The organism is Erythrobacter sp. (genome assembly GCF_011765465.1).
Taxonomy (GTDB): domain Bacteria; phylum Pseudomonadota; class Alphaproteobacteria; order Sphingomonadales; family Sphingomonadaceae; genus Erythrobacter.
The window spans coordinates 3,178,197-3,203,045 of the sequence record NZ_CP050265.1; the positions used below are offsets into that span (position 1 = coordinate 3,178,197).

The following is a 24,849-nucleotide window of genomic DNA, read 5'->3' on the forward strand; positions in this document are numbered from 1 at the left end:
AGGGCCGCTCAGCCCCGCTTGCGGGCCTGCGAATAGGTGCCGAGAATACGCAATTCCTTGGAAAAATAGGCACATTCTTCCAACGCGCGATCGACCGCGGGATCGCCGGGCGCGCCGTGGATGTCGGCATAGAACATGGTTGCCGAAAAGCTCGCGCCCTTCTGGTAGGATTCCAGCTTGGTCATGTTGACGCCGTTCGTGGCGAAGCCGCCCAGCGTCTTGTAGAGCGCGGCGGGGATGTTGCGGACCTCGAAGACGAAAGTGGTGATCGCCTCGGCGCCCGCGAAATCCGCCGGGTCGAGCGGCTGTGCGGCGAGCACGACGAAGCGGGTGGTGTTGTCGGCGCTGTCCTCGACGCGGCTTTCGATGATGTCGAGCCCGTAGAGCTCGGCCGCGATGGCGGGCGCAATGGCGGCGATTTTCGGATCGTCCTTCTCCGCGACGAAGGCCGCCGCCCCCGCGGTGTCGGCGTGCGAGAGCGGCACGATGCCGCGCTCGCGCAGGAACAGGCGCGACTGGCCCAATGCCTGCGGATGCGAATAGGCCGCCTCGAACGGGCCTTTGCCCTTCGCCATCAGCGCGTGGTGGATCTCCATGAAATATTCGCCGACGATCGAAAGCCCGCTTTCGGGCAGCAGGAAATGGATGTCGGCGACGCGTCCGTGCTGCGAATTCTCGATCGGGATGATCGCCTGTCCCGCGCGTCCGTCCCGCACGGCTTCGAGCGCGTCCTCGAAGCTGAAGCAGGGCAGCGGCAGCGCGTCGGGGCGCGCTTCCATCGCGGCGCGGTGCGAATTGGCGCCGGGCGAGCCCTGAAACGCGATGGCGCGCGCGGGATCAGCCTCGGCCGCTTCGCGCAGGGCATCGACAAGGGCTAGGGCGGGGCCGGGAAAAGAACGCATGATGCAAAGCGTGCTAGCCCCCCTTGACAGGCCCCACAAGCCTGCTTGCAAAACCTGCAAGAAATGATGTCGCCATGGGCCTTGCGCGGGGGAGAGGGCGACAGTAAGGGACGCGCGCAATGGCACAAGACAACAACACCAAAACGGGCGCGGATGCGGCTTCGGGTAGCACCGAATCGGCTTCGGGCGACCTTTTCAACACCGCGGCGGGCTGGGTCCTGTTCGCCGGTATCGTGGGCCTCGGTCTCAGCGTGCTGAGCGACAGGTATTTCCACGGCTATGATCCCAAGGATCTGCCGACCGAGGAAATGGGCTACATCGTCGAAGGCGTCGAGGAAGAGGGCGAGGCCGATGCCGGCCCGACTCTGGCGCAGGTACTCCTCGATGCCGACCCCGAAGCGGGGGCCAAGGTCTTCGCCAAGTGCCAGTCCTGCCACAATGTGGAAGCGGGCGGCCCGAACGGCGTCGGCCCGAATCTCCACGGCGTCATGGGCAAGCCGATCGCGTCGAACGCCCCGGGCTTCAACTATTCCAGCGCGCTCAAGGACAAGGGCGGCGAATGGACGTGGGAGAACATGAGCGAATGGCTCGCTTCCCCGCGCAATTTCGCGCCCGGCACGTCGATGAGCTTCGCCGGTCTCGGCAGCATCGAGGACCGTGCCAATGTCATGGCCTACCTCGCGGCGAACGGCGGTGCGCCGCCCAAGCCCGAGCCCGAGGCTCCGGCGGCGGACGAGGCCGCTCCGGCTGAAGAGGGCGCGGAAGAAGGCGCGGAAGCCGAGGCTCCGGCGGAAACCGCCGAAGGCTGATTTCCGCCAGCATCGAATTGAGAAGGGGGGCGCGGGTTTCCGCGCCCCTTTTCGTTTGCGCCCCGTTCTTGAGCGGCTCAGTCCTCGTCGCGGCCCTTGAACCCCTGCGCGACGACATACCATTCGGACGAGCCCTTGCGGCTGGCGGGCGGCTTGGCGTGCTTGACCGTGCGGAAATGCTGCTTGAGCAGGGCGAGCAGGTCCGCGTCGGTCCCCCCGGCGAGCACCTTGGCGACGAAGGCCCCGCCTTTCTCCAGCGTCTGACAAGCGAACCACGCGCCCGCTTCGACCAGCGCCATGGTGCGCAGGTGGTCGGTCTGCTTGTGCCCGACCGTGTTCGCCGCCATGTCCGACAGGACGAGGTCCGGCGGCCCGCCCAGCGCCTCTTCGAGCGCCTTGGGGGCGGCATCGTCCATGAAATCCGTCTGCAGGATGGTGACACCCTCGATTTCCTCGACCGGCAACAGGTCGATGCCGACGACCTCGGCCCTGGGCGCCTTCTTGCGGACCACCTGCGCCCAGCCGCCCGGCGCGATGCCGAGGTCGACGACGCGTTTCACGCCATTGAGGAGCGAAAAGCGATCGTCGAGCTCGATCAGCTTGTAGGCCGCGCGGCTGCGATAGCCGTCGGCCTTGGCCTTCTGGACATAGGGGTCGTTCAGCTGCCGCTCGAGCCAGCGCGTCGAGGACGGCTTGCGCCCGCGCGCGGTCTTCACACGGCGGTCGGGATCGCGGCCGGAGCGGCTCACTTTGCCGGTCTTTCGGCCGGTCTTTCGGCGGGTCTTTCGCCGCGCAGCTTCTTCAGCGCGCGTTCGCCCTGCCGGTCGGCGGCCATCATGCTGCGCAAGATGCCCTCGCGGATGCCCCGGTCGGCGACGCCAAGCCGGGCGGCGGGCCACAGGTCGAGGATCGTCTCGAGGATCGCGCAGCCCGCCACCACAAGGTCCGCGCGGTCATTGCCGATGCACGGCAGGGTGGAACGCTGTGCCGGGCTCATCCCCGACAGGCGGGTGGAGATCGCGCGCATATCGTCCGAATTGACGATCAGCCCGTCGACCGCCTTGCGATCGTAATGCGGCAGTCCGAGGTGGAGGCTGGCGAGAGTCGTCACCGTCCCGCTGGTGCCGAGCAGGCGGATATTGGCCTCGCGCGGGGCATCGCCGATGCGGTCTGCGAAATCGGCGAAGCTTTCGCGCACCAGTCGGCGCATCTCCTCGTAGCGTTCGCGCCGCGCGGCGCGCCCCGCCTCGCATTCGAGCCCATCGTCCTGCCCGACCGTGTCGGTCAGCGAGACGACCCCCCAGGGGACCGATTGCCAGTCGAGGATGCGCGGGACCCGGCGTCCCTCGGCATCGCCCGCTTCGAGCAGGACGAGCTCGGTCGAGCCGCCGCCGATGTCGAAGATCATCGCCGGGCCTTCGCCCGCTTCGAGCAGGATGTGGCAGCCCAGCACGGCCAGCCGGGCCTCTTCCTCGGCGCTGATGATGTCGAGCGCGATGCCGGTTTCGCGCCGCACCCGCTCGATGAATTCCTCGCCATTGGCCGCCCGGCGGCACGCCTCGGTCGCGACCGAGCGGGCGAGGCGGACATTGCGGCGCCTGAGCTTGTCGGCGCAGATCGAAAGCGCCGCAAGCGCGCGGTCCATCGCCGCGTCCGACAGGCGGCCCGTGGTCGCCAGCCCCTCGCCCAGTTTCACCACGCGGCTGAAGGCGTCGATCACGGTGAAGTCCCGGCCCGACGGGCGGGCGATCAGAAGGCGGCAATTGTTCGTGCCGAGATCGAGCGCGGCATAGGCTTCGCCGCGAAAGCCCGAACCGCGCACCGAGCCCTGTTCGACGCGGGCGGGACGCGCTCCGGCAGCGGTGTCCTGCCGCCCCCTGGCAGCGCAAGTGTGCCTGCGGCTGTCCCGGTGGTTGCGCTGTGTGCGTTCCGGCGCGCCGCGATCCCGCGAGGGGCGCTCGGAGCGTTCGTCTGGCTGGAAGGAGCGGGCGTAGCGTGGATCGGCTACTGTGCCGGACTGGGCGCCCCTTTTATTACCAGCTCTCCTGTCGTCGTCCGGCGGCACGGTATCCGCCATGGTCTTGATCTTCTTCTTGTCTCACCCGCACGTCAATCGGCTGCGGGCACCTGCTACCAGAGCTAAACCATGTCGCGCGGGAGGGCAAGCGAGGGGGCTTGCGCGCCGATGCGGGAGGGACCATCTGCCCCCTTGACCTCGCGCGCGGGCAAAACTAGGGAGCGCGCTCGTTCGCGGCCCCCCGTGTGGCCGGCCCGCGCGATGATGCCCCGTCGTCTAATGGTAAGACTACGGACTCTGACTCCGTCAATTGAGGTTCGAATCCTCACGGGGCATCCATTCCCCCCTACCGAACCGTCATTGGTCGCCCGCGATGTTGCGGCGGATGAGGCGCGTCGTCTCGGCCGCCTTCTCGAGATGCGGTAGGTGGCCTGCGCCCGCGATCACGTGCAGGTCGCAGGCGTCTCCCAGCGCCCCGTCGGCGGGAGGGGGGATGATGCGGTCGGCCTCGCCCCAGATCGCCAGCGCCGGCGCGGCGGGTGGGCGAGGTGCGTCCTCCGCGATTTCTCCGGCGACTTCGCCCAGCCGGGCGAGCGCTTCGGCGACCCCGTCGAGACGCTTGGTGCGCAACACGTCCTCGACCATGTCCCGCGAGATGGAATCGGCATCGGCGACCAGCCGGGTCAGCACCTCGCGCAGCTCGCGCTTACGCCGCGCGGCGGCGAAATCGGCGATGTAGCCGCGGTCGAGCGCCGCGCCGGGCAGAAGCGGCGCGATCAGCGTGAGAGAGCGCGTCTCATCAGAGGCCGCGACCCGATCCGCCACCGCCCCGCCGAAGGAGTGCCCGACGAGATGGGCCGCGCCGAACCCTTCGGCCGTGATGAACGCGCGCACCAGCGCCGCCATGTCCTCGATGCTCCCGCCGCCGGGAAGCGCCTTGTCCGAGCCGCCGTGCCCCGGCAGGTCGAGCGCGATCACGCGATAGTCGCTCGCAAGATCCTCGCTCACGAACATCCAGTTGCCGCTGTCGCCGCCATAGCCGTGGAGCAGCAGCACGACCTCCTCGCCCGCGCCCGCCTCGGCATAGCGCAGCGAAAGCCCGTCCACCTCGGCGGTGCGGTAGGCGGGAGTGGCGCCGCCTTCCTCCGCATCCTCGGCATCGGATTCGACCGCCTCGAAGGAGGCGACGAAGGCATCGACCGCTGCGCCGTCCGTGCCCGCTTCGCCCATCACCGCGATCAGCGCGCCGCAGGGCAGGGTCTCGCCTTCCTCCGCCACCAGCCGCAGCAGCGTGCCCGCCTGCTTGGCCTCCAGCGTGTTGAGCAGTTTCGACGTCTCGATGTCGGCGATCTCCGCGCCCTCGGTCACGGCGTCGCCCTCGGCAAGGTGCCACGAGGCGAGCGTGCCTTCCTCCATCGACAGGCCCCACTTGGGCATGGTGAGCGCGACGAGCTCTGTCATCGGCGTCACTCCGCCGGGACCGCTTCGCCCAGCGTTGCCCTGACGGCGGCGGCGATGCGGTCGGTCGAGGGCAGGTAGGCGGCTTCGAGATTGGGCGCGAAGGGGACGGGCGTGTGCGGCGGCGTGACCATCGCGACAGGCGCTTTCAGATGCGCAAAGCCCTTGCTGGCGACCAGCGCGGCGATGTCGGCGGCCATGCCGCAGCGGGGCGAGCTTTCATCGACGATGACCAGCCGCCCGGTGCGCTCGACGCTTTCGAGGATCGCCTCCTCGTCCAGGGGCGAGGTCGTACGCGGGTCGATCAGTTCGACCTCGATTCCGTCCTTGTCGAGTTCGTCCGCCACCGCCTTGGCGCGGGGGACCATGGCGGAGAAGGCGACGACGGTCACATCGTCACCCTCGGTCACGAATTCGGCCTCGCCGAAGGGGATGGTGTAAGGCTCGTCCGGCACTTCGGCCTGCGTGTCGTAGAGTGCCTTGTGTTCGAGAAAGATCACCGGATCGTCGTCGCGGATCGCCTGGATCAGCAGTCCCTTCGCGTCATAGGCGTTGGACGGCATCACCACCTTGAGCCCCGGGATATGCGTGAAGATCGGGTGGAGCGCCTGCGAATGCTGGGCCGCCGCGCTCATCCCTGCCCCGATCATCGAGCGGATGACGAGCGGCGTCCTCGCCTTGCCGCCGAACATATACCGGAACTTCGCTGCCTGGTTGAAGATCTGGTCGAAGCACACGCCGACGAAGTCGACGAACATGAGTTCCGCGACCGGACGCAGCCCGGTCGAAGCCGCCCCTGCCGCCGCGCCCATGATCGCGCTTTCGGTGATGGGCGTATCGATCACGCGCGTGCGGCCGTATTTCCCGACCAGCCCCTTGGTCACGCCGAGCACGCCGCCATAGGCATCGTCCTCGCCGCTGCCGCCCGCGCCGCCGGCGACGTCCTCTCCCATGACGATGACATTTTCATCGCGCGCCATTTCGGAATCGAGCGCTTCGTTGATCGCTTGGCGATAGGTCTTGCGGGGCATTGCTTGGCTCGCCTTTTCAGTAGGAAACGTAGACGTCGGTGAGGAGCTCGTCCTCGGCCGGAACGGGGGCGGCTTCGGCGGCATCGATGGCTGCGGCGATAGCCTCGGCGCATTCGCGGTCGACCGCGTCGAGGTCGGCAGGCTCGAGGCGCCCTTCGGACGTCACGCGTTCGCGGAACAGGCGCAGCGGATCGTCGGCGCGCACGCGCTCCAATTCCTCCTTGCTGCGATAGGCTTGCGCGTCGCCGATGAAATGGCCGTGCTGCCTCATGCAGGTGACTTCGATCGCGCTCGGGCCGCCGCCGGTGCGGGCGCGTTCGATCGCCTCGCGCGCGGCCTCGAACACGGCGAAGAAATCGCGCCCGTCGACGGTCGTGGCCGGCATCCCGAAGCCCGCCGCGCGGCCCGCGATGCTGTCCGCTCCGACCGCGTAATCGACCCCCGTGCCTTCGCCATAGCCGTTGTTCTCGAACACGAAGATGGCCGGAAGGCCGAGCACGACGGCGAGGTTCATCGCCTCGAAGGTGGTGCCCTGGTTGGACCCGCCGTCGCCGGTGAAGGACACCGCGACATGGGGCAGGCCCTTGGTCTTGAGAGTGAGCGCCGCGCCAACGACCAGAGGCGGGTTGCCGCCCACGATCGCGTTCGCGCCCAGCATTCCCTTGTCGAGATCGGCAATGTGCATCGAGCCGCCCTTGCCGCGGCACAGCCCGCCCTCGCGCCCGAAGATCTCCTTCATCATGCCCGTGACGTCGCAGCCCTTGGCGATGCAGTGGCCGTGGCCACGGTGGGTCGAGCCGATATAATCCTCGTCCGACAGGTGCAGGCACACGCCGACCGCGCTCGCCTCCTGCCCGGCGTAGAGGTGGACGAAGCCGGGGATGCGGCCCTGTTCGAACTGGGCCTGCACGTTGTCCTCGAAATCGCGGATGAGCCGCATCCGGCGATAGGCTTCGATCAGGGTCGGTCGGTCGAGTTGCATCCCTTTTGATCCCTTCTTTGACCGCAAAACTTTATACAGGCATATCTAAAAATGGAAGTCTTGTCGGTGGGGCTTTGCAATCGCATGGTTTCACGGATCGGCGCGGGGCTGAATGCCCGATTTTGGGAGCGGGGCGGTGGCGAGCGGACACGGCGAGAGCGGCTGGGAGCGCGTTTGCGCAGCTGCCGACATTCCGTCCTCGCGCCCGCTCGCCGTGGAGATCGCAGGCCGCGCGATGTTGCTGTGCCGGGCGGGGGGCGAGGTCTTCGCGGTGGACGCGCGCTGTCCCCATGCCGGCCAATCGCTCGCCGGAGGGCGCGTGCGGGGCGGGGCGATCGCCTGCCCGCACCATGGCGCGCGCTTTCGCCTGTCGGACGGCGCGGCGATTGCCGGGCCGACGAAGCGGGCGCTCGGCTGCCACGCGGTGCGCCTCGAAGGCGGCGAGGTGTGGGTGCGCCCCTGAGGCTTGCAAGATTCATACAGCAATGTAAAAAGGTGCGCGGAGAGGTTCGAAATGCCCCAGCGTTCGCCCAAGGCCCCGCAGCCGACGCTTACCGAAATGCTCGCGCGCGAGAAGCGCCCCGTGCCTGCCGTGCTCGCCGAAAGGGGCGAGGCCGAAGTGCCGGTGCGCCCAATCGACCGGCGGCGCTATTTCGATGCCGACTTCGCCGCGCTCGAGAACGCGCGGCTATGGCCGAAGACGTGGCAGATGGCCTGCCGGGTGGAGGACATTCCCGAGGTCGGCGACTACGTGCTCTACGAAATCGCCGACATCTCGCTGATCGTGGTCCGCTCGGCGCCGGGCACGATCAAGGCCTTCTTCAACGCCTGCCTCCACCGCGGCCGGGCGCTGCGCGACTGCGACGGCACGGCGGAGGAATTTCGCTGCCCCTTCCACGGCTTCACATGGGCGCTGGACGGGTCGTGCAAGCGGCTCGTCAACGAATGGGATTTCGAGCACGTCGACAAGGCCGATTTCGCCCTGCCCGAAGCCCGCGTCGCGACCTGGGGCGGCTTCGTCTTCGTTTGCCCCGACGGATGCGAGGAGAGCCTCGAGGAGTTCCTCGGCCCCGTCGCCGCGGCCTACGAGACGCGCGGCTGGTCGCTCGCCGAGCGGGTCAAGGTGGTCCACGTCCAGAAGATCAACCGCTGCAACTGGAAGATCGCGCTGGAAGCCTTCATCGAGAGCTTCCACGTCACCGAAACCCATTCGAGCGCGGCGCCTTATCTCGGCGATGCCAACACGCAATACGACGTGTGGGAAGGCAGCGCGCACACCCGCATGATAAGCCCGCGCGGGCTCGCCAGTCCGAACATCGAGCCGCTCACCGACGAGCAGGTCTACCGCGAGGGGATGCGCCCCGCGCTGGGCGATGCGGCGGACACGCTGGCGCTGCCCGACACCGCCGAAACCGCGCGCGAGGCGATCGGCGCGGCGCGGCGCAAGGCGCTGGCGGAGCAGGGCGTGCCCTATGCGGAAGAGGCGACCGACTGCGAGCTGATCGACACGATCCAGTACCACGTCTTCCCCAACCTCGTGTGCTGGGCGGGCTGGGGGAGCTACCTCGTCTACCGCTTCCGCCCCTTGGGCACGGACCCCGACATGAGCGTCATGGACATCATGTTCGTCGCGCCCGGCGGCGATCCGGCGAACGTGCCCGAACCGCAGGTCGTCGGACCCGATGCGAGCCTTCACGAAGCGCCGCAACTGGGCGGTTACTGCGCCGTGTTCGACGAGGATTCGGCCAATCTCGCCGCGCTCCAGCGGGGCCTCAAGACGATGCGCACGAAAGGCCCGGTCACGGGCGACTACCAGGAAGCGCGCATCCGCCATTTCCATGCACAGCTGGACAAGAGCCTTGGCAACGCCTGAGGACATCGCCCGCCCCGGCGAGCCGAAACCGCGCGCGGCGGGCTTCATGCGCGCGCCGTGGCTCGCTTACGAGGCGATGCGCGAGGAGGCCGGGCCGCTCTGGAGAGAACCCGAAACCGGCGTGGTCTTCGTGCTCGACTATGCCCTCGCCGAAGAGGTGATGCGCCATCACCAGCGCTTCTCCAGCTTCGCCGACCGCGCGGCGATGCGAAAGGGCGGCCTCCCGCCCGAGGTGCTGGAGATCAAGGCGCAGGGCTGGCCGCTCGCGCTCACCATGGTCCAGAACGACGGGCCCAGCCACGACGATTATCGCAAGCTCGTCGGCCCTTTCTTCCTGCCGCGCCGCCTCAAGCTGATGGAGCCCTTCGTCGCCGGGCGGATCGGGGAATTGCTGGATGCAATCGACGCGAAGGGCGGCAAGAGCGATTTCTTCCCCGATTTCGCGGTCCCGCTGCCGGTCTCGGTGATCGGCGAATATCTCGGGATGCGGCATCTCGGCGACGAGACGGTGAAACGCTGGTCCGATGCCTTCGCCGACGAGATCGGCTTCCTCACCAGCGACACCCGCGCCATCGAGATCGCGCGGCTCACGCTCGAATGCCACAAGGCGATGGTCGCGCTGTGCGACGAGCGGCGCGGGGGAGAGGGCTCGGACATCATCACCGCGCTCGCCAATGCGACGAAGCCCGACGGCGAACCGCTCGACAATTCGGAGCTGCTCTCGATCCTCACGCAGCTGATGGTGGCGGGGAACGAGACGACCACCTCCACGCTCGGCTTCGCCCTCCTGCGCCTTGCGCGCGATCCGGCGCTGTTCGCGCGGCTCAAGGCGGAGCCGGACAAGATCGCGCCGTTCCTCGAGGAAGTGCTGCGCCTCGACAGCCCGATCCAGGGGCAGTTCCGCAAGGCGGTGGGCGACCAGCAGCTGGGCGGGCACATGATCCCCGACGGGACCATGCTCCACGTCCGCTTCGCCGCGGCCAATCGCGACGAACAGGTCTGGGGCGAGGGCGCGGGCGAGGTGCGACTGGACCGCAAGCCGCCGAAACCGCACATGGCGTTCGGCAACGGCATCCATTTCTGCGTCGGCGCGGCGCTCTCGCGGCTGGAAATGCGCCTCGCGCTCGCCGAAATCCTCTCGCGTTACAGCGCTGTCCGGCTTGCCGCGCCTGAGGAAGACCTTCCCTTCCGCACGAATTTCCACCAACGGGGCATGACATCCCTGCCCCTGGAATTCGAGCGATGACCAAGAACGACGACACCGAAAACCGCCATATTTCCAACCTGCCCGACCCGGCGGCGCTGACTTCGGGCGAATTCAACCGCTCGCGCCGCACGCGGCTGAAGATCCTCGATGCGGGCGTCGCGGTGCTGGCGCGCGACGGCTACAAGAAGCTGTCGACCACCGGCGTCGCCAAGGAGGCCGGGATCACGCGTGCGGCCATGCTCTACCATTTCGGATCGCGCGCCGAGCTGATCGAGGCGATCATCCGCCACGTCACCCGCCGCCGGATCGATATGTATACCGACGCGATGGAGGGCCTGCCGCACGATGGGGACTTCCTCGAACGCGCGGTCGACATCGCGTGGGAGCAGCTCCAGACGCCCGAATTCGCCGCCTATACCGAGCTCGCGCTCGCCTCGCGCACGGATGAGGAACTGCGCAGCCACATGGAGCCCGCGCTCGCCGCCTTCGACCGCTCGCGGCGCGAGGCGGCGCAGGGCCTGTTCCCGCGCTATCTTTCGGATTCGGTCGAGTTCGACCTTCGCCGCGACATCGTGCGCTTCCTGCTCGAAGGGGTCGCGCAGCAGGACGGCATCACCTTCAATGCCGAGGAGCGCAAGGGCGCGCTGCTGCGCTTTCTCAAGCTGCTGATCGGCACCGAAGAGGGCGTCGCCCTGCTGCGCAAGGCGGTCGGTGCGGGGCAAGAGGACGACGCCGCTTGAAAGCCGAGGCCGGGTTTCTCGAGGCTCGGCCATGGCCCGCGCAAAGGCTCGCGTGGACCGCGCTCGCGATCCTCGCGCTCGCCAATATCCTGTCCTATCTCGACCGGATCGTGATCAACCTGCTGGTCGAGCCGATCCAGCGCGACCTTGCGATCAGCGACACCCAGTTCGGCCTGCTCCAAGGTGTCGCCTTCGGCCTGTTCTACACCGCCATGGCGCTGCCGATCGGGCGGCTCGTCGACAATGGCCCGAGGAAGCCGGTCATCGCGATCGGGGTCGCGGTGTTCAGCCTGTTCACCCTCGCATCGGGCCTCGCGCGCAATTTCGGGCAGATGTTCGCCGCGCGGATCGGAGTGGGCGCGGGCGAGGCGAGCGTCGTGCCGACCGCCTATTCGATCATCTCCGATATGTTCCCGCCCGAACGGCTGGGCCGGGCGATGAGCGTCTTCACCATGACCGCCTTCGTCGGCATCGGCCTCGCCTATATCGCGGGCGGTGTGGCGATCGCGGTGGTCGCGGCGTGGGACGCGCCGGGCTTTCTCGGCGAGCTCGCCCCGTGGCGGCGCACCTTCCTGCTGGTCGCGGCGCCCGGCCTGCTGGTCGCGGTGCTGCTGATGCTGGTGCTGAAGGAGCCCGCAAGGCGCGGCGGCGAGGGGCGGGCGAAAGTCCCCATGCGCGAGGTCGCGGCGCATCTTCGCGGGCAGAGCCGCGCGCTGGCGTTCGTCTTTGCCGGTTTCAGCATGATCACGCTGTCGGGCTATGCCTCGACCGTGTGGACCCCGGCGCTGTTCATCCGCGCCTATGGCTGGTCGGCGGGCGAGATCGGGGTCGCCTATGGCGCGCTTTACCTCGTGCTCGGCCCGGCGGGCGCGCTGCTTGCGGGCTGGCTGTGCGACCGCATGACCGCAGCGGGCGCGCGCGATGCGCCGCTCAAGGTCGCGGCGTGGGGCTATCTCGGCACCGGCCTGTTCGGCGGGCTCGCTCCGCTCATGCCGACGGGCGAGCTGGCGCTGGCGGTTTTCGCGCCCGCCATGCTGATGTCGACCATGCCCTATCCCATGGCCGGGACCGCGATCCAGCTGGTGACGCCGAACCGGATGCGCGGACAGGTGAGCGCGCTTTATATGCTCGTCATCAACCTCGTCGGGCTGGGTGCGGGGCCGCTGGTGGTGGGCGCGTTCAACGACGCGCTGTTCACCGGGCCGGAGGGCGTGCGCTACTCGCTCGCCTGGGTGAACGCGGTCTGCGCGCCGCTCGCCTTCGCGCTGCTGTGGGCGGGGCTGCGGCCCTATCGGGAACTTCGGAGGGAGGCATGAAGCTCGAAGGCAGGATCGCGCTGGTGACGGGCGCGGCGGGAGGCATCGGGGCGGCGGTGGCGCGGGCTTTCGCGGCCGAGGGCGCGCGGGTGATCTGCGCCGATGTCGCGCGCGAGGCGGCCTTCGCGCTGGCGGAGGAACTGGGCGAGGGGGCCGAAGCCGCGGTTCTCGACGTTGCGAAGCGCGCGGACTGGGATCGGCTGGCGGCGGAAATCGAGGGGCGGCACGGCCGGCTCGACGTGCTGGTGAACAATGCCGGGATTTCCGGCATGGGCGATCTCGACAGCATCGACACGGAATTCTGGGAGCGGTTCCAGCGGACCAATGCCGACAGCATCTTCCATTCGGTGCAGGCGATGGCCCCGCTGCTGCGCGCCTCGGAGCACGCCTCGGTGGTGAATGTCGGCTCGCTCCTCGCGCTGCGCCCCAATGCGGCGCTGCCCGCCTACAGCGCCGCCAAGGCTTCGCTGCGCGCGCAGACGAAAGCCTATGCGCTGCACTTTGCGCAAAGGGGCGAATATATCCGCGTCAACGCGGTCCATCCGGGATCGACCCTGACGCCGATGATGGAAGCCAATCTCGGCGATACGGACGAGGAGCGCGAGGCGAACTACGCCCGCCGCGTCGCGGTCCACCCGCTGGGCGCGGCGACGGGGCGGATCGTGCTGCCCGAGGACGTGGCGAAGGCCGTGCTGTTCCTCGCCTGCGAAGACTCGGCCTTCATCACCGGCATCGACCTGCCCGTTGATGGCGGCGCGAGCCTTTAAAGCGACACCCGCCGCGTCTGCCCGCCGTCGACGATGAGGTTCACCCCCGTGATCCACGAGGCGCGTTTGCTGAGCAGGAACACGCCCGCATCCGCGACCTCCTCCGCCGTGCCGAGCCGGCCGAAGGGGATCTCCGCCACGGTCGCTTCGTAATAGTCGGGATAATTGACCTTGTGCTTCTCCCAGTTCCCGCCGGGAAAGGTTGTCGCGCCGGGCGAGATGCAGTTCACCCGCACCCCCTTCTTGCCGAGCACCTGGCTGATCTGCTTGGCGTAGACGATCAGCCCCGCCTTCATCACGTTGTAGGGCTGGACGAAGGGATAGGTCTCCAGCCCCGCGGTCGAGGACACGAACAGGACCGACCCGCCGTCCTTGGCGAGATGGTCCTCCAGCGCCTCGAGCCCGCGCACCGCGCCCATCAGGTCGACTTCGAAATTGGCGCGCCATTTCGCGTCGCCGCCCGCGCCGCCTCCGCCCGATACATTGTGGACGAAGGCATCGCACCCGCCGAGCCAGTGCGCGGCTTCGGCGAGCCATGCGCGGTAGGCGTCCGCATCGCCCACATCGACCGCCGCGCCTTTCACGTGGAAGCCGCGCGCACCCCACGCCTTCTCGCATTCCGCCACCGCCTCGGCATCGCGCGCGCAGAAGGCGAGATCCGCGCCCGCCTCGAGCAGCTTTTCCGCGATCCGGTTGCCGATCCCGCGCGTCGCCCCGGTGACGATCGCCTTCGCGCCTTCCATTTCGAGATCCATCGGCTGTCTCCTAAGTCGCTCTTGTATAGTGGGGCCGGTCTTCCGGCAGCGGCGGCAGGCCGTCTTCCAGCGGCACGCGCAGCGCGTTCAATTGCAGCGAGATCGTGAGAAAATTGCCCGAGAGCCAGACGAGATCGACCAGCTGGTCGGGCGCGTAGTGCTCGGCGACCCGCGCCCAAACGCCTTCGGAAATCGTCCAGTCGCGCATCATGTCGTCGACCGCCGCGACCACCGCCGCCTCGCCCGGCGTCCAGTGCGGACTGTCCGCCCCGACGCACAGCGCCTCGAAATCGGCATCCTCGAACCCGCCGCGCCGCGCGACGATCGAATGCATTCCCCACTCATAGGCGCACCGCGCGTTCCACCCGACCCGCAGGATCGCGATCTCGCGCTCGCGGAAGGGCAGGGCGTTGTGCAGCAGGATATGCTCGCCATAGGGCAGCCACTTGAGCAGCGTGTCCGGCGAATGGGCGAGCGTGCGGTGGAGCTTGTAAGGCCAGGCCGCGATCACCTCGGCGAGGCTTTCGGGAATCGCGTCGTCCGCCAAGGGGGGCAGGCCGGCCTTGCTCATGCGCTTTCTCCTTCCCGCAAGGGCTCGCGGCAGACCCACTTGAGGCACCGGGCGAGCAGTTCGCGGTATTCGGGCACGTCCCACGCCCCGCGCTCGACATGGGGATAGAAGGGCGTGCGATGCGGCGCGTCGTAATGCCCGCGCGCGTGGCCGGGGGTGAAATAGAGCACCTCGCCAGAGCCCAGCCTGCGGCGATAGAGCACCGCCTGCTGCGTGCGCGGCCACTCGTCCCGCAGGAAGCCGGGCGCGGCCCCGCCGAAATCGGCATGGAGCAGCACTTCGATGCCGTCGGTGTAATCCGACAGGTAAAGCTCGTCCTCGACCGTGAACGGCCCGATCCCTTCGGTGAGCGGGTCCGCCACCGGACCGGGCCGCACCTCGTAGGGGCCGATGGGGGGATGCGCCTGGAAGGACGAACCCAGCGTCTCGAGGAAATCGCCCGCGAGCGCGCGGCCCGATACGCCGTCCTCGCCCCAGACGAGCAGCGAATTGGTCGCGTGCAGCGCCAGCCAGCGCCCGCCGCCTTCGACGAATCGCCGCAACCGCCGGGCGGCTTGCGGCGAGGGTTCGACATTGCAGGTGTAGCTGATGAGCGCAGTCTCGGGCGCGCCATCGAATTCCTCGAAACTCGAGGACACGGCGACCCGGTTGCACGGGTCTTCGCCCAGCGCGCGCAGCAGCTCCATCCGCACGAAATCGAAATCATGGGCCATGCCGCCGACCACCAGTCGCACGTCACGTCTCCCTGGGCGCCTTTCGCCGCAGCGCTCTTCGCCTGCCTGTGTCCTCTCCATAGTGCCAATCTTGACTTTTCTTACTGGACTGTCAAAAAGTTTGTGTGCGCCGGAACCCCCGATGCCGTAGCGGCAGAGGGGGAAAGGCGACGGGGAGAGGAAAAAATGAGCAAAACCAGAACGCGATTCCGTGCGGGCCTTGCCGTGGGGGCGGCCCCCTTTGTCCTGGGCCTGTTCGTGCCCGCTGTCAGCCACGCGCAGGACGTGTCGGGCGATGCCCCGCAGGCGACCTCGGACGAGGGGCTGCGCCAGATCGTCGTCACCGCCCAGCGCCGCGCCGAGGCGCAGCAGGACGTGCCGATCGCGATCACCGCCTTCGACCAGGCCGAAGTCGAACGTTTCAACGCGCGCGACATTTCCGAACTGGCGGGGCAGGTTCCCAACCTCGTGCTCACCGAAGTCTCGATCGGGCCGAGCCTCGCGCAGGTCTCGATCCGCGGGGTGAACTCGCAGGACCCGGAAAAGAGCTTCGATCCGGCGGTCGGCACTTTCCTTGACGGGATCTATCTCGGCACTTCGGCCTTCAACCTGCTCGACACTTTCGACCTTGAACGCATCGAGGTGCTGCGCGGGCCGCAGGGCACGCTGTTCGGTCGCAACACCACCGGCGGCGCGCTCAACGCCACCCGCCGCCGCCCGACCGGCGAATTCGGCGCGCGCGGGGTCGTCACCATCGGCAATTTCGACACGCTCGATTTCCGGGGCGAGATCAACACCCCGCTGATCGGCGACACCGTGTCGATGCTGGTGCGCGGGCAGTATCTCACCGACGACGGTTTCTTCGAAAACCCGGCAGGCGGCTCGCGCGGGGCGCGCGACCGCTGGAACGTCGGCGCGGTGCTGCGGATCGACACGCCGGGGGTCGCGACCTTCGACATCATCTACGACCATGCCGAGGACAATTCGGACCTCACCCCTTACGTGCCGCGCGGCATTTCGGGCGTCGAGCCGCTGCCGATCGACCTCATCCAGACGACCTTCCCGGTCCCGGCGACGGTCACGCCCGCTTTCGGCCCGGACCCGCTCTGCCTGATCCAGAATATCTGCGACAATCCGCAGAACCCGGTTTCGACCTCGACCGACCCGCATTTCCTCGACGCGCGGCTCGACGCGCTGACGGTGACGGGCGACATCTACCTGTCGGACACGCTGACCCTGTCGACCGTGTTCGGGATGCGCGATTCGCGCGAGGCGGTCTACATCGACTTCGACGGGTCGAGCGCGACCGCCTTCAACGTGGTGCGCGAACAGGATTACAGCCAGTACAGCGGCGAAATCCGGCTCGCGAGCAGCTTTGACGGCCCCGTCAATTTCGTCGCGGGCGCGTTCCACTTCCATTCGGAATACAGCCTCAGGCAGGCGATCAAGCTCGACCTGTCGCTGGTCGGCGCGCCGGTTCCGCCGGGCTTCCTCTTCGTGAACGGTGCGGGGGACGAGGACGACCACGAATCGACCACCACCGCGATCTTCGCGCAGGCCGACTGGGCGATGACCGACACGCTCACCCTGACGCTGGGCGGGCGCGCGACCTGGGATGAAAAGCGCATCCAGACGCGCTTCTACGATCCCGGCCTGCCGCCGACCGCGCCCTACCAGATCACCGACGGCATCCCTGAAGGCCGCCCGCTGACCGATGCGGGCGGGGCGAGCGAGGACTGGTTCGAATTCACGCCCAAGGTCATGCTGACCTGGGAGCCGAACGCGGACGTGCTCACCTACGCCTCGTTCACGCGCGGCTACAACGCGGGCGGCTTCAGCGCGCGCGCCGGGACCGTGCGCGACGTGACGACGCCGTTCAACCCGGAGATCATCGACGCCTTTGAGATCGGCGGGAAACTCGACCTGCTCGAGCGCAAGCTGCGCATCAACGCGGCGCTGTTCTGGAACGAATACAAGGACAAGCAGGAAGAGGCGATCGAGCCCGGCCCGCCGCCGACCTTCACCTCGACCACGGTGCGCAACGTCGCCGAGGCGCGCATCCGCGGGGTGGAACTCGAAGTCAGCGCGCTGCCGTTCGAGGGGCTGAGGATCGATGCCTCGCTCGGCTATCTCGATGCCGAGTATACCGATTACGAAGCCTTCATCGCGCCTTCGACCTATGTTTCGACCCCGCCGCAGCCGCCCGGCACGCTGATCCTTGCGGACCTCTCGACGCTGGAGCTGCGCAACGCGCCCGAATGGACCGGCAGCATCGGCGCGACCTACACCGCCGATCTCGGCTTCGGCGAACTGCAATTGAACGGGCAGGGGCGCTATGTCGGCGAGCGGTTCCAGGAATTCTTCAACTCGCCGCGCGGCCTTGTCGAAGGGCTGTGGCGGGTGGATTCCTCGGCGACGATCAGTTTCGGCGGGCCGGACCAGGACCGCTTCCGCGTCACCGCCTTCGTCGAGAACCTGTTCGACGAGCAGATCAATTTCGGCCTCACCAATTCGATCGTCGATTTCGGGACGCTGTCGCCGCCCCGGCTCTACGGGGTCGAATTCGGCTTCGGCTTCTGACGGGGCGCATTTCCTTCCGACCGCCGTGACGCATGGATCTCTCCATCACGGACGAACTGGGGCTCCGCGCTCACGCGGGGCCCCTTTTTTGTGCCTGTAGGAGAGTGCGCGCGCGGTTGGATCGGCGCAGGGCGGCTCCAACAAAAAATTGTCCTTTTGCGCCATACCGCGCGGCTTACGCGAACTAAGGAGCCGCCGCGGGGCGCCGCCGCTTGCCGGGGGGCGGGCTTGGCCCTAGTGGCAGCGCAATGACCGACAAGCCCACCGAACGCGACCTCAAGGATCGCCGCTTCTACCGCGCCGGCGAGGAAAGCCGCTTCGCCGACGAGAACCCCGACCGCACCCCGCAGACCGAGCACCCGGCCTACAAGCTCGCCTTCCGCGACACCGACTTCCTGCTGCGCGACGAGCTGCGGCCCGTGCGCTTTCAGCTGGAGCTGCTCAAGCCCGAGATGCTGCTCGACGAAGCGCGGGTGGGATCGACGCTGGTGATGTACGGCTCGGCCCGCATCCCCTCGCCCCCGCAGGTCGAGGCGCGGCTGGAGGCGGCCGAGAACGGCGACGAGTTCGAAAAGAAGGTGGCCCAGCGCCTCGCCGAGAAGGCGAAGTATTACGACGAGGCATACCGCCTCGCCCGGCTGGTGTCGGAAAAGGCGATCATCGAGGACGGGCTCAGGCAGTTCGTGGTGACGACCGGCGGGGGCCCCTCGATCATGGAAGCGGGCAATCGCGGCGCTAGCGATGCGGGAAGCGAATCGATCGGGCTCAATATCGTGTTGCCGCACGAACAGGCGCCGAACAGCTTCGTGACGCCCTATCTCTCGTTCCAGTTCCACTACTTCGCGTTGAGGAAGATGCACTTCCTGCTGCGCGCCCGCGCGGTCGCCGTGTTCCCCGGCGGGTTCGGGACGTTCGACGAGTTCTTCGAGCTTTTGACGCTGGTGCAGACCGGCAAGATGAAGCCGATCCCGATCCTCCTGTTCGGCCACGATTTCTGGACCCGCGTAATCGACTTCGAGGCGCTCGCCGAAGAAGGCACGATCTCGAAGCGCGACCTCGACCTGTTCCACTGGTGCGAGACGGCCGAGGACGCGTGGGATCACATCGCGGAGTTCTACGAGCTGAAGCGGTGATTCCTGTCTGATGCGGTTCCGGCATCCGCCGGAATCTTGAGCCTAGCCGCCCTCTCCCCCGCCCTTCCACCCTTGAGGATACACTGCCGGGTGGAAGGGCGGGGGAGAGGGCGGCTAGGCAGCGCGGCAGCGCCGCAAACAAGCAACCCGGCTTGGCCCGAGGTTCCGGCAGAGTCCGGACGCCCCCGCAAGCAAACACTCCCTAATCCAGTTTCCGCACCGCCTGATGCCCCAGCGGGCCGCTCCCCGCGCCATAGCCCGGCGCGTGCCGGATCGCCTCGAGCACGAAGCGCCGCGCAAGCCTCACCGCGTGTTCGAGGCTCTGCCCGTGTCCGATCAGCGTCGCGATCGCCGAGGACAGCGTGCAGCCCGTCCCGTGGGTGTGGCGGGTCTCGATCCGGGCGTGGTCGAACTGGACCGAGCGGCCCTCGGCGGGAATGAGGATGTCGATGATCCGCGCGTCCTCGGTGTGCCCGCCCTTCGCCAGCACCGCGCAGCCATATCCCGCGACCAGCTCGCGCGCTGCGCCCTCGACCAGTTCGGTGGTCCTGAGATTGCGTCCGGCGAGGTGTTCGAGCTCGGGCAAGTTGGGCGTCACCAGCGTGGCGCGCGGGAAGAGCCGCTCCTTCATCGCCTCGACCGCGTCCGGCGCGATCAGCGCCGCGCCCGAGGTCGCGATCATCACGGGGTCGAGCACCAGCGGCACGCGGCTGTCGACCTCCTCGAGCGCTTCGGCCACATGGGCGATTATGTCGGCATCGTGCAGCATCCCGATCTTGATCGCGTCGACCCCGATGTCGCGGATGCACGAGCGCACCTGCTCGGCGACGAAGGGCCCGGACAGCGGCGTGATCGCCTGCACCCCGGTGCTGTTCTGCGCGGTCGCCGCGGTGATCGCGGTCATGCCGTAGCCGCCGAGCATGGCGATGGTCTTGAGGTCGGCCTGGATGCCTGCGCCGCCCGAGCTGTCGGACCCGGCGATGGCGAGGATGCGGGGAGGGGCTTTCGTGGTCATGCGCGCGCCTTAGCAAGTCCGCGCGGCCGAGCGGGATATTTTTGCGCCGTCCCCTCGATCACAGGCGATAGGCGCGGCGCAGCACGCCGAGCGCCTCGCCGACCAGCTTCTCATCTCCGAGCCCCGCAAGGGCGAGCGCCGAGGAGCCACCGTTGAGAGCGAGGAGGACGGGTTCGCCGACGATGCCGTGCAGGTTGAGCCACTGGTTGAATTGCCCGCGCTGAAGGCCCGTGTCGGGCGTGTAGAGCCACGTCGCATCGTCCCAGAAGACCCGGTCGAACTTCAGGTAGAGCTTGTCGAGCACGCCCATCCCGATGCGCCCGATCGCCGCGCGCTTTTCCTCCGGTAGCGGCGGGTCAAAGGCGATGCTGCCTGCCTTCAGCACCCCCAGCGGGACGGTGACGAGGGCCGCGTCGAAAGGGCGGCGGCCTATGCCCTCGACCTCCAGCGTGACACCCGCCGCGTCGAGCCGGACCGCGCGGACCGGGTGCGAGAGGTGGTAGCCGTGTCCGCGCTTCAGCCCGCCCAGCAGGCGGTCGTATCCTTCGGGCAGGATCATGTCCGCGCCTTCGTAACCGTCGCCCTTGTCCAGCGCCTCGGGGGCGAGGAGGTCGATGTCCGCGCCGAAGGCGATCTGCGCTTCCGCCTCGCGGAACAGCCAGTCCGGCTGGTTCGCCGCGCGCACCCTGCGTCCGGCGCCGTCCCGCACCGCGTAGCTCTCGCCGGTCTCAACCCGCGAAAGGCCGAGCCCGTCGGCCAGCGCGGTCAGCGGATTGCCTGTCGCCCCGTGGATCCAGCTTGCCCCGAGATCGAGCGGGAGGCCGAGTTCGCGCGAGGTCCGGATGCGCCCGCCGATCCGCTCGCTTGCCTCGAACACCACCACCTCGTGCGCGCCCTGCGCGAGCGCCTGGGCCGCGGCCAGACCCGCGATCCCGGCTCCGATCACGGCGATCCGCCCGTGCCTTTGCGCGAGCATTCGGGAAGCGGCGGCGATGCCCGATTCGTAAGCCGCATGGACCGTGCCGCCGTAGTCCGGGTGGCAGGCTTCGCCGGCGAAGAACAGGCGGCCCGCGACCGGCTCGGCGAGGGTCCGGCGGTCATCCGGCCGCTCGCCCCTTGCGACATAGGAATAGGAGCCCAGCGCGAAGGGAGCGCGGCTCCAGTTCGTTCGCAGGTGGCCGACGAGCCGCGCGCCGCCGACCGGCTCCGCGCGGAGCGAGGCCGAAGGCAGGGTGAACCCGGCAGCGAGGGCGGCGAGCATGGTCCGGCGATCGAGGTTCATCGCACGGCCCCGTTCCTGTCAGCCCCTGAACTTGCGCTCTGCCGAGGGCGGAAACTTGCCGTGCAGCGCCTTCGCCCGGGTCGGCCGGTCCATCAGCTCGCCCCGGCAATTGGGGCACAGGTCGTCGAGCGCATCGGCGCAGGAAGCGCAGAAGGTGCATTCGAACGAGCAGATGAAGGCTCCCGGCGCTTCTGCGGGCAGGTCCGCGCCGCAGCGTTCGCAGTCGGGGCGCATTTCCAGCATCAGGCCGCCTGCCGCACGGCTTCGCAGATCGAATCCACCACCTGCTCGACCTCGCCGGGGTCGTCGCCTTCGGCCATGACGCGGATGACGGGTTCGGTCCCCGAGGGGCGGATGACGAGCCGCCCGTGGCCTTCGAGCACTCGCTCCGCCTCGGCGATCGCCGATTTCACCGCGCCGTCTTCGAGCGGCTTGCCCCCGTCGTAGCGCACGTTCTTGAGCAGCTGCGGGACGGGGTCGAACAGGTGCAGGATCTCGCTCGCCGGCCGGCCTTCGCGCACGAGGCTGGCGAGGACGCGGAGGGCCGCCACGGTCCCGTCTCCGGTGGTCGCGTGGTCGATCAGGATCATGTGGCCAGACTGTTCCCCGCCGACATTGAACCCGCCTTCGCGCATCTTCTCCAGCACATAGCGGTCGCCGACCTTGGTGCGTTCGAGCGAAAGGCCGATGCCAGAAAGGTATCGCTCGAGGCCGAGATTGCTCATCACCGTGGCGACCACGCCGCCGCCGGTGAGCGCGCCCTTTTCGTGCATCCGGGTGGCGATCAGCGCCATGATCTGGTCGCCGTCGACCGCGCGGCCCTTTTCATCGACCACGATCAGCCGGTCCGCATCGCCGTCCAATGCGATGCCGATATCCGCGCCTTCCTCGACCACTTTCGCCTGCAATGCCTCGATCGCGGTCGAGCCGACCTTGTCGTTGATGTTCGTCCCGTTGGGCGCGACGCCGAGAGCGACCACTTCGGCCCCCAGTTCCCAGATCGCGGACGGTGCGACCTGGTAGGCCGCGCCGTGAGCGCAATCGACCACGACCTTGAGCCCGTCGAAGCTGATGTCCGAGCCGATCGACCGCTTGACCGCGTGGATGTAGCGCCCGCGCGCATCCTCGATCCGCCGGGCGCGGCCGATCTTCTCGGCCGGGGCGAGCTGGGGCTCGGCATCCATCAGCCGCTCGATCTCGGCCTCGGTCTCGTCCGACAGCTTGAACCCGTCGGGGCCGAACAGCTTGATCCCGTTGTCGGGAAAGAGGTTGTGGCTGGCCGAGATCATCACGCCGAGATCGGCGCGCATTTCGCGGGTGAGCAGCGCGATGGCGGGGGTGGGCAGCGGCCCGGTCATGATGACGTCCATCCCGACGCTGGTGAAGCCTGCCACCAGCGCGCTTTCCATCATGTAGCCCGACAGGCGCGTGTCCTTGCCGATCACGACCCGGTGGCGATGTCCGCCGCGTACGAAATGCGTGCCGGCCGCCTGCCCGACTCGCATCGCCGTCGCCGCAGTCATCACGCCTGCATTGGTGCGTCCGCGGATCCCGTCCGTGCCGAAAAACCTGCGTGTCATGCGGGAAGCGTCCCCCTCGTTCCTCGTGCGATTTGCCAAGCGGGTCATGGCGCGGTTATCGCCGCAAGGGAAGGGCAGTAACCTTGAAAGCGGGCGGATTTCCTTGAACGAGACAGCGGAGCCTGCCGGTAGCGGCGGGCGGACCTATGAACTGGTGACGATCCGCCTGCCGGTGGCGCTGACTTTCGCCGCGCTGGTCGCGGGGCTGGCGGGAGGCGTGCTGCTGGCGGACAGCGGCCTGCCCGAATGGCTGCGCGAGACGCTGGCGCTGATCGGCACGCTGTGGCTGCGCGCTCTGCAGATGACGATCATCCCGCTGGTCGCCTCGTTGCTGGTGCTGGGCCTGACGCAGACCGTGCGCGCGGCCAGCGCGGGGCGGGCGGCGCGGCGGTTCCTGCTGCTGGTCTTCGGCGTGCTGATCGCAGGCGGGCTGTTCACGGCGCTCGCCCTGCCGGCGCTACTGGCGGCCTTTCCCATCCCGCCGAGCGCCTCGGGCTTTCTCGCCGAGGCGCGCGAGGCGCAGGAAGTGCCGGGCATTCTCGATTTCCTCGCCAGCCTCGTCGCGCCCAATATCATAGCCGCTGCCGCCGAGACGGCGATGCTGCCGCTGACGATCTTCTTCGCGCTTTTCGCCGTCGCCATCACCCGCCTGCCCGACGAGCAGGGCGAGCGCCTCGTCGGGTTCTTCCACGCGCTCGCCAATGCCATGCTGCTGGTGATCGGCTGGGTGCTGTGGGTCGCGCCCGCCGGCGTGTTCGCGCTCGCATTCGGGGTGGGGGCGAGGAGCGGGGGCGGGGCCTTCGCGGCGCTCGGCCACTACATCCTCGTCGTCTCTGCCATGGGGGGCTTCGTGCTGGTGCTGGCCTATGCGCTAGCGGCGGTTCTGGGCGGGATTTCGCCATGGCGTTTCGCGCGCGCCGCGCTGCCCGCACAGGCGGTGGCGGTGTCGACGCAGAGTTCGCTCGCAAGCCTTCCCGCCATGCTCGATTCGGCCTCTCGGCTCGGCCTGCGCGCGGCGACGGCGGAATTCGTCCTGCCGCTCGCGGTCGCCATTTTCCGCGCGACGAGCCCGGCGATGAACATGGCGGTCGCGCTTTATGTCGCGGCGCTCGCCGGCATCGAAATCACGCCGGTCGCGGCGCTTGCGGGGATCATGGTCGCGCTGGTCATATCGGTCGGCTCGGTCAGCCTGCCCGGCTCGATCAGCTTCGTCGTCTCGATCGGGCCGATTGCGCTTGCCATGGGCGTGCCGGTCGAACCGCTCGCGCTGCTGGTCGCGGTCGAGATGCTGCCCGACATCATGCGCACGCTCGCCAATGTCACGATGAACCTCGCGGTCACGAGCGCGGTCGACCGGACCGGCAGATGACGCAATATGCGCGGCACGATCCGCAATCCTCATCTTGCAACCCTTCGCGCGGCCGCGCGTTGGTGCTAGGAGCCCGATACAAGTTCATCCAAGCAAACCATCCGGAGGATTTATGGCATTTCAATTGAGCCCGCTTCCCTATGCCCCCGACGCGCTCGACCCGGCGATTTCGGCCGAGACGCTGTCGTTCCACCATGGCAAGCACCACCAGGCCTATGTCGACAAGACCAACGCCGCGATCGAAGGCACGGACCACGACGGCAAGTCGCTGGAGGCGATCATCGCCGCATCGCGCGGCAGCAATGCGGGCCTGTTCAACAATTCCGCCCAGACCTGGAACCACGCGTTCTACTGGAACTCGCTGTCGCCCGACGGCGGTGAGCCTTCGGCCGAACTCAAGGCCAAGATCGACGAGGCTTTCGGTTCGATGGACGAGCTGAAGAAGGCGCTCAAGGAACGCGGCGCGGGCCATTTCGCGTCGGGCTGGGTGTGGCTCGCGGAGAAGGGCGGCAAGCTCTCGATCGAGGAATCGCACGATGCCGACACGCTCGCCGACAGCGAATTCAACCCGCTGCTGACGATCGACGTGTGGGAGCACGCCTATTACCTCGACCACCAGAACAAGCGGCCGAGCTATCTCGACGCGGTCGTCGATGGAAAGCTCAACTGGGCCTTCGCCAGCGAGAATCTCGCGCGCGGATCGACCTGGACCTACGGCTGAGTTCATCGCCCGCGATGAAAGGAGAGGG

24 protein-coding genes and 1 tRNA gene are annotated in these 24,849 nt (G+C 68.1%); 12 read left to right on the plus strand and 13 right to left on the minus strand.

Annotated elements, in window-relative coordinates; genetic code table 11:
• Positions 1-8: 8 nt before the first annotated feature.
• Positions 9-902, minus strand: a complete 894-nt coding sequence (locus G9473_RS15415) for a prephenate dehydratase (protein ID WP_291134599.1) — start codon at positions 900-902, stop codon at positions 9-11.
• Positions 903-1,021: 119 nt separating this feature from the next.
• On the opposite strand from G9473_RS15415, the gene G9473_RS15420 reads away from it, so the two are divergent.
• Entirely contained in the window at positions 1,022-1,711 is a 690-nt protein-coding gene (locus G9473_RS15420) for a cytochrome c family protein (protein WP_291134601.1), read from the plus strand.
• A 77-nt stretch (positions 1,712-1,788) separates the two neighbouring features.
• On the opposite strand, the gene G9473_RS15425 is transcribed toward G9473_RS15420, so the two are convergent.
• Complete coding sequence (locus tag G9473_RS15425) at positions 1,789-2,460, minus strand: RlmE family RNA methyltransferase (RefSeq protein WP_291134603.1); 672 nt, start codon at positions 2,458-2,460, stop codon at positions 1,789-1,791.
• Positions 2,457-3,788: a Ppx/GppA phosphatase family protein gene (locus G9473_RS15430; RefSeq protein WP_291134605.1), complete on the minus strand. Its 1,332-nt coding sequence runs from the start codon at positions 3,786-3,788 to the stop codon at positions 2,457-2,459. Before G9473_RS15430 ends, G9473_RS15425 begins: the two co-directional genes overlap by 4 nt.
• Before the next feature lie 205 nt (positions 3,789-3,993).
• On the opposite strand from G9473_RS15430, the gene G9473_RS15435 reads away from it, so the two are divergent.
• Positions 3,994-4,067, plus strand: a tRNA-Gln gene (locus tag G9473_RS15435).
• A gap of 18 nt (positions 4,068-4,085) precedes the next feature.
• On the opposite strand, the gene G9473_RS15440 is transcribed toward G9473_RS15435, so the two are convergent.
• Genes G9473_RS15440 through G9473_RS15450 form a run of 3 tightly spaced genes read right to left on the minus strand, consistent with a single transcriptional unit; the run spans position 4,086 to position 7,199 of the window.
• A complete protein-coding gene (locus tag G9473_RS15440; protein WP_291134607.1) occupies positions 4,086-5,189 on the minus strand; it encodes an acetoin dehydrogenase dihydrolipoyllysine-residue acetyltransferase subunit in 1,104 nt (367 codons plus the stop codon).
• Positions 5,190-5,194: 5 nt separating this feature from the next.
• On the minus strand, positions 5,195-6,217 hold the full coding sequence (locus G9473_RS15445; protein ID WP_291134609.1) for an alpha-ketoacid dehydrogenase subunit beta: 1,023 nt from the start codon (positions 6,215-6,217) through the stop codon (positions 5,195-5,197).
• Between the two features lie 16 nt (positions 6,218-6,233).
• Positions 6,234-7,199, minus strand: a complete 966-nt coding sequence (locus G9473_RS15450) for a thiamine pyrophosphate-dependent dehydrogenase E1 component subunit alpha (RefSeq protein WP_291134611.1) — start codon at positions 7,197-7,199, stop codon at positions 6,234-6,236.
• 112 nt (positions 7,200-7,311) lie between these two features.
• Here G9473_RS15450 and G9473_RS15455 point away from each other — a divergent pair, with 112 nt between their 5' ends.
• Genes G9473_RS15455 through G9473_RS15480 form a run of 6 tightly spaced genes read left to right on the plus strand, consistent with a single transcriptional unit; the run spans position 7,312 to position 13,102 of the window.
• Entirely contained in the window at positions 7,312-7,662 is a 351-nt protein-coding gene (locus G9473_RS15455; protein ID WP_291134613.1) for a Rieske 2Fe-2S domain-containing protein, read from the plus strand.
• A 51-nt stretch (positions 7,663-7,713) separates the two neighbouring features.
• Positions 7,714-9,072: an aromatic ring-hydroxylating dioxygenase subunit alpha gene (locus G9473_RS15460; protein ID WP_291134615.1), complete on the plus strand. Its 1,359-nt coding sequence runs from the start codon at positions 7,714-7,716 to the stop codon at positions 9,070-9,072.
• Positions 9,059-10,318: a cytochrome P450 gene (locus G9473_RS15465; RefSeq protein WP_291134617.1), complete on the plus strand. Its 1,260-nt coding sequence runs from the start codon at positions 9,059-9,061 to the stop codon at positions 10,316-10,318. Before G9473_RS15460 ends, G9473_RS15465 begins: the two co-directional genes overlap by 14 nt.
• On the plus strand, positions 10,315-11,019 hold the full coding sequence (locus G9473_RS15470) for a TetR/AcrR family transcriptional regulator (protein ID WP_291134619.1): 705 nt from the start codon (positions 10,315-10,317) through the stop codon (positions 11,017-11,019). The genes G9473_RS15465 and G9473_RS15470 overlap by 4 nt, the downstream gene beginning before the upstream one ends.
• Positions 11,016-12,335, plus strand: coding sequence for an MFS transporter (locus G9473_RS15475; protein WP_291134621.1), 1,320 nt, complete (start codon positions 11,016-11,018; stop codon positions 12,333-12,335). Before G9473_RS15470 ends, G9473_RS15475 begins: the two co-directional genes overlap by 4 nt.
• Complete coding sequence (locus tag G9473_RS15480) at positions 12,332-13,102, plus strand: SDR family oxidoreductase (RefSeq protein ID WP_291134623.1); 771 nt, start codon at positions 12,332-12,334, stop codon at positions 13,100-13,102. The genes G9473_RS15475 and G9473_RS15480 overlap by 4 nt, the downstream gene beginning before the upstream one ends.
• On the opposite strand, the gene G9473_RS15485 is transcribed toward G9473_RS15480, so the two are convergent.
• The 3 genes from G9473_RS15485 to G9473_RS15495 are packed head-to-tail and all read right to left on the minus strand — an operon-like array spanning position 13,099 to position 15,162.
• Positions 13,099-13,857 carry an SDR family NAD(P)-dependent oxidoreductase gene (locus G9473_RS15485; protein WP_291134624.1) on the minus strand — a complete coding sequence of 253 codons (759 nt, stop codon included), beginning with the start codon at positions 13,855-13,857 and terminating at the stop codon, positions 13,099-13,101. The genes G9473_RS15480 and G9473_RS15485 overlap by 4 nt on opposite strands.
• Before the next feature lie 10 nt (positions 13,858-13,867).
• Positions 13,868-14,428 carry a carboxymuconolactone decarboxylase family protein gene (locus G9473_RS15490; protein ID WP_291134625.1) on the minus strand — a complete coding sequence of 187 codons (561 nt, stop codon included), beginning with the start codon at positions 14,426-14,428 and terminating at the stop codon, positions 13,868-13,870.
• Positions 14,425-15,162, minus strand: coding sequence for a ThuA domain-containing protein (locus tag G9473_RS15495; protein WP_291134626.1), 738 nt, complete (start codon positions 15,160-15,162; stop codon positions 14,425-14,427). The genes G9473_RS15490 and G9473_RS15495 overlap by 4 nt, the downstream gene beginning before the upstream one ends.
• A 165-nt stretch (positions 15,163-15,327) precedes the next feature.
• Here G9473_RS15495 and G9473_RS15500 point away from each other — a divergent pair, with 165 nt between their 5' ends.
• Both G9473_RS15500 and G9473_RS15505 read left to right on the plus strand, forming a co-directional pair.
• Complete coding sequence (locus tag G9473_RS15500; protein ID WP_291134627.1) at positions 15,328-17,721, plus strand: TonB-dependent receptor; 2,394 nt, start codon at positions 15,328-15,330, stop codon at positions 17,719-17,721.
• 248 nt (positions 17,722-17,969) lie between these two features.
• Complete coding sequence (locus G9473_RS15505; protein WP_291134629.1) at positions 17,970-18,854, plus strand: LOG family protein; 885 nt, start codon at positions 17,970-17,972, stop codon at positions 18,852-18,854.
• Between the two features lie 202 nt (positions 18,855-19,056).
• On the opposite strand, the gene thiD is transcribed toward G9473_RS15505, so the two are convergent.
• Genes thiD through glmM form a run of 4 tightly spaced genes read right to left on the minus strand, consistent with a single transcriptional unit; the run spans position 19,057 to position 22,731 of the window.
• On the minus strand, positions 19,057-19,869 hold the full coding sequence (gene thiD / locus G9473_RS15510; RefSeq protein ID WP_291134631.1) for a bifunctional hydroxymethylpyrimidine kinase/phosphomethylpyrimidine kinase: 813 nt from the start codon (positions 19,867-19,869) through the stop codon (positions 19,057-19,059).
• A 58-nt stretch (positions 19,870-19,927) separates the two neighbouring features.
• Positions 19,928-21,151 carry an FAD-dependent oxidoreductase gene (locus tag G9473_RS15515; RefSeq protein ID WP_291134633.1) on the minus strand — a complete coding sequence of 408 codons (1,224 nt, stop codon included), beginning with the start codon at positions 21,149-21,151 and terminating at the stop codon, positions 19,928-19,930.
• 18 nt (positions 21,152-21,169) lie between these two features.
• Positions 21,170-21,394 (minus strand): DUF1272 domain-containing protein, encoded by a 225-nt coding sequence (locus tag G9473_RS15520; RefSeq protein ID WP_291134635.1) that lies wholly within the window; start codon positions 21,392-21,394, stop codon positions 21,170-21,172.
• The gene (gene glmM, locus G9473_RS15525) at positions 21,394-22,731 is read right to left on the minus strand and encodes a phosphoglucosamine mutase (RefSeq protein ID WP_291134637.1); all 1,338 of its coding nucleotides are present in this window, start codon (positions 22,729-22,731) and stop codon (positions 21,394-21,396) included. Before glmM ends, G9473_RS15520 begins: the two co-directional genes overlap by 1 nt.
• 103 nt (positions 22,732-22,834) lie before the next feature.
• Here glmM and G9473_RS15530 point away from each other — a divergent pair, with 103 nt between their 5' ends.
• Both G9473_RS15530 and G9473_RS15535 read left to right on the plus strand, forming a co-directional pair.
• Positions 22,835-24,100 (plus strand): cation:dicarboxylase symporter family transporter, encoded by a 1,266-nt coding sequence (locus G9473_RS15530; RefSeq protein WP_291134639.1) that lies wholly within the window; start codon positions 22,835-22,837, stop codon positions 24,098-24,100.
• 112 nt (positions 24,101-24,212) lie between these two features.
• Positions 24,213-24,821 carry a superoxide dismutase gene (locus G9473_RS15535; RefSeq protein ID WP_291134641.1) on the plus strand — a complete coding sequence of 203 codons (609 nt, stop codon included), beginning with the start codon at positions 24,213-24,215 and terminating at the stop codon, positions 24,819-24,821.
• Positions 24,822-24,849 lie beyond the last annotated feature (28 nt).

Coding starts and splice junctions, on each gene's coding strand:
- G9473_RS15415 (WP_291134599.1), bottom strand. CDS start 902: ATGCGTTCTTTTCCCGGCCCCGCCCTAGCCCTTGTCGATGCCCTGCGC.
- G9473_RS15420 (WP_291134601.1), top strand. CDS start 1,022: ATGGCACAAGACAACAACACCAAAACGGGCGCGGATGCGGCTTCGGGT.
- G9473_RS15430 (WP_291134605.1), bottom strand. CDS start 3,788: ATGGCGGATACCGTGCCGCCGGACGACGACAGGAGAGCTGGTAATAAA.
- G9473_RS15440 (WP_291134607.1), bottom strand. CDS start 5,189: ATGACAGAGCTCGTCGCGCTCACCATGCCCAAGTGGGGCCTGTCGATG.
- G9473_RS15445 (WP_291134609.1), bottom strand. CDS start 6,217: ATGCCCCGCAAGACCTATCGCCAAGCGATCAACGAAGCGCTCGATTCC.
- G9473_RS15450 (WP_291134611.1), bottom strand. CDS start 7,199: ATGCAACTCGACCGACCGACCCTGATCGAAGCCTATCGCCGGATGCGG.
- G9473_RS15455 (WP_291134613.1), top strand. CDS start 7,312: ATGCCCGATTTTGGGAGCGGGGCGGTGGCGAGCGGACACGGCGAGAGC.
- G9473_RS15460 (WP_291134615.1), top strand. CDS start 7,714: ATGCCCCAGCGTTCGCCCAAGGCCCCGCAGCCGACGCTTACCGAAATG.
- G9473_RS15470 (WP_291134619.1), top strand. CDS start 10,315: ATGACCAAGAACGACGACACCGAAAACCGCCATATTTCCAACCTGCCC.
- G9473_RS15480 (WP_291134623.1), top strand. CDS start 12,332: ATGAAGCTCGAAGGCAGGATCGCGCTGGTGACGGGCGCGGCGGGAGGC.
- G9473_RS15485 (WP_291134624.1), bottom strand. CDS start 13,857: ATGGATCTCGAAATGGAAGGCGCGAAGGCGATCGTCACCGGGGCGACG.
- G9473_RS15490 (WP_291134625.1), bottom strand. CDS start 14,428: ATGAGCAAGGCCGGCCTGCCCCCCTTGGCGGACGACGCGATTCCCGAA.
- G9473_RS15500 (WP_291134627.1), top strand. CDS start 15,328: ATGAGCAAAACCAGAACGCGATTCCGTGCGGGCCTTGCCGTGGGGGCG.
- G9473_RS15505 (WP_291134629.1), top strand. CDS start 17,970: ATGACCGACAAGCCCACCGAACGCGACCTCAAGGATCGCCGCTTCTAC.
- thiD (WP_291134631.1), bottom strand. CDS start 19,869: ATGACCACGAAAGCCCCTCCCCGCATCCTCGCCATCGCCGGGTCCGAC.
- G9473_RS15515 (WP_291134633.1), bottom strand. CDS start 21,151: ATGAACCTCGATCGCCGGACCATGCTCGCCGCCCTCGCTGCCGGGTTC.
- G9473_RS15520 (WP_291134635.1), bottom strand. CDS start 21,394: ATGCTGGAAATGCGCCCCGACTGCGAACGCTGCGGCGCGGACCTGCCC.
- glmM (WP_291134637.1), bottom strand. CDS start 22,731: ATGACACGCAGGTTTTTCGGCACGGACGGGATCCGCGGACGCACCAAT.
- G9473_RS15535 (WP_291134641.1), top strand. CDS start 24,213: ATGGCATTTCAATTGAGCCCGCTTCCCTATGCCCCCGACGCGCTCGAC.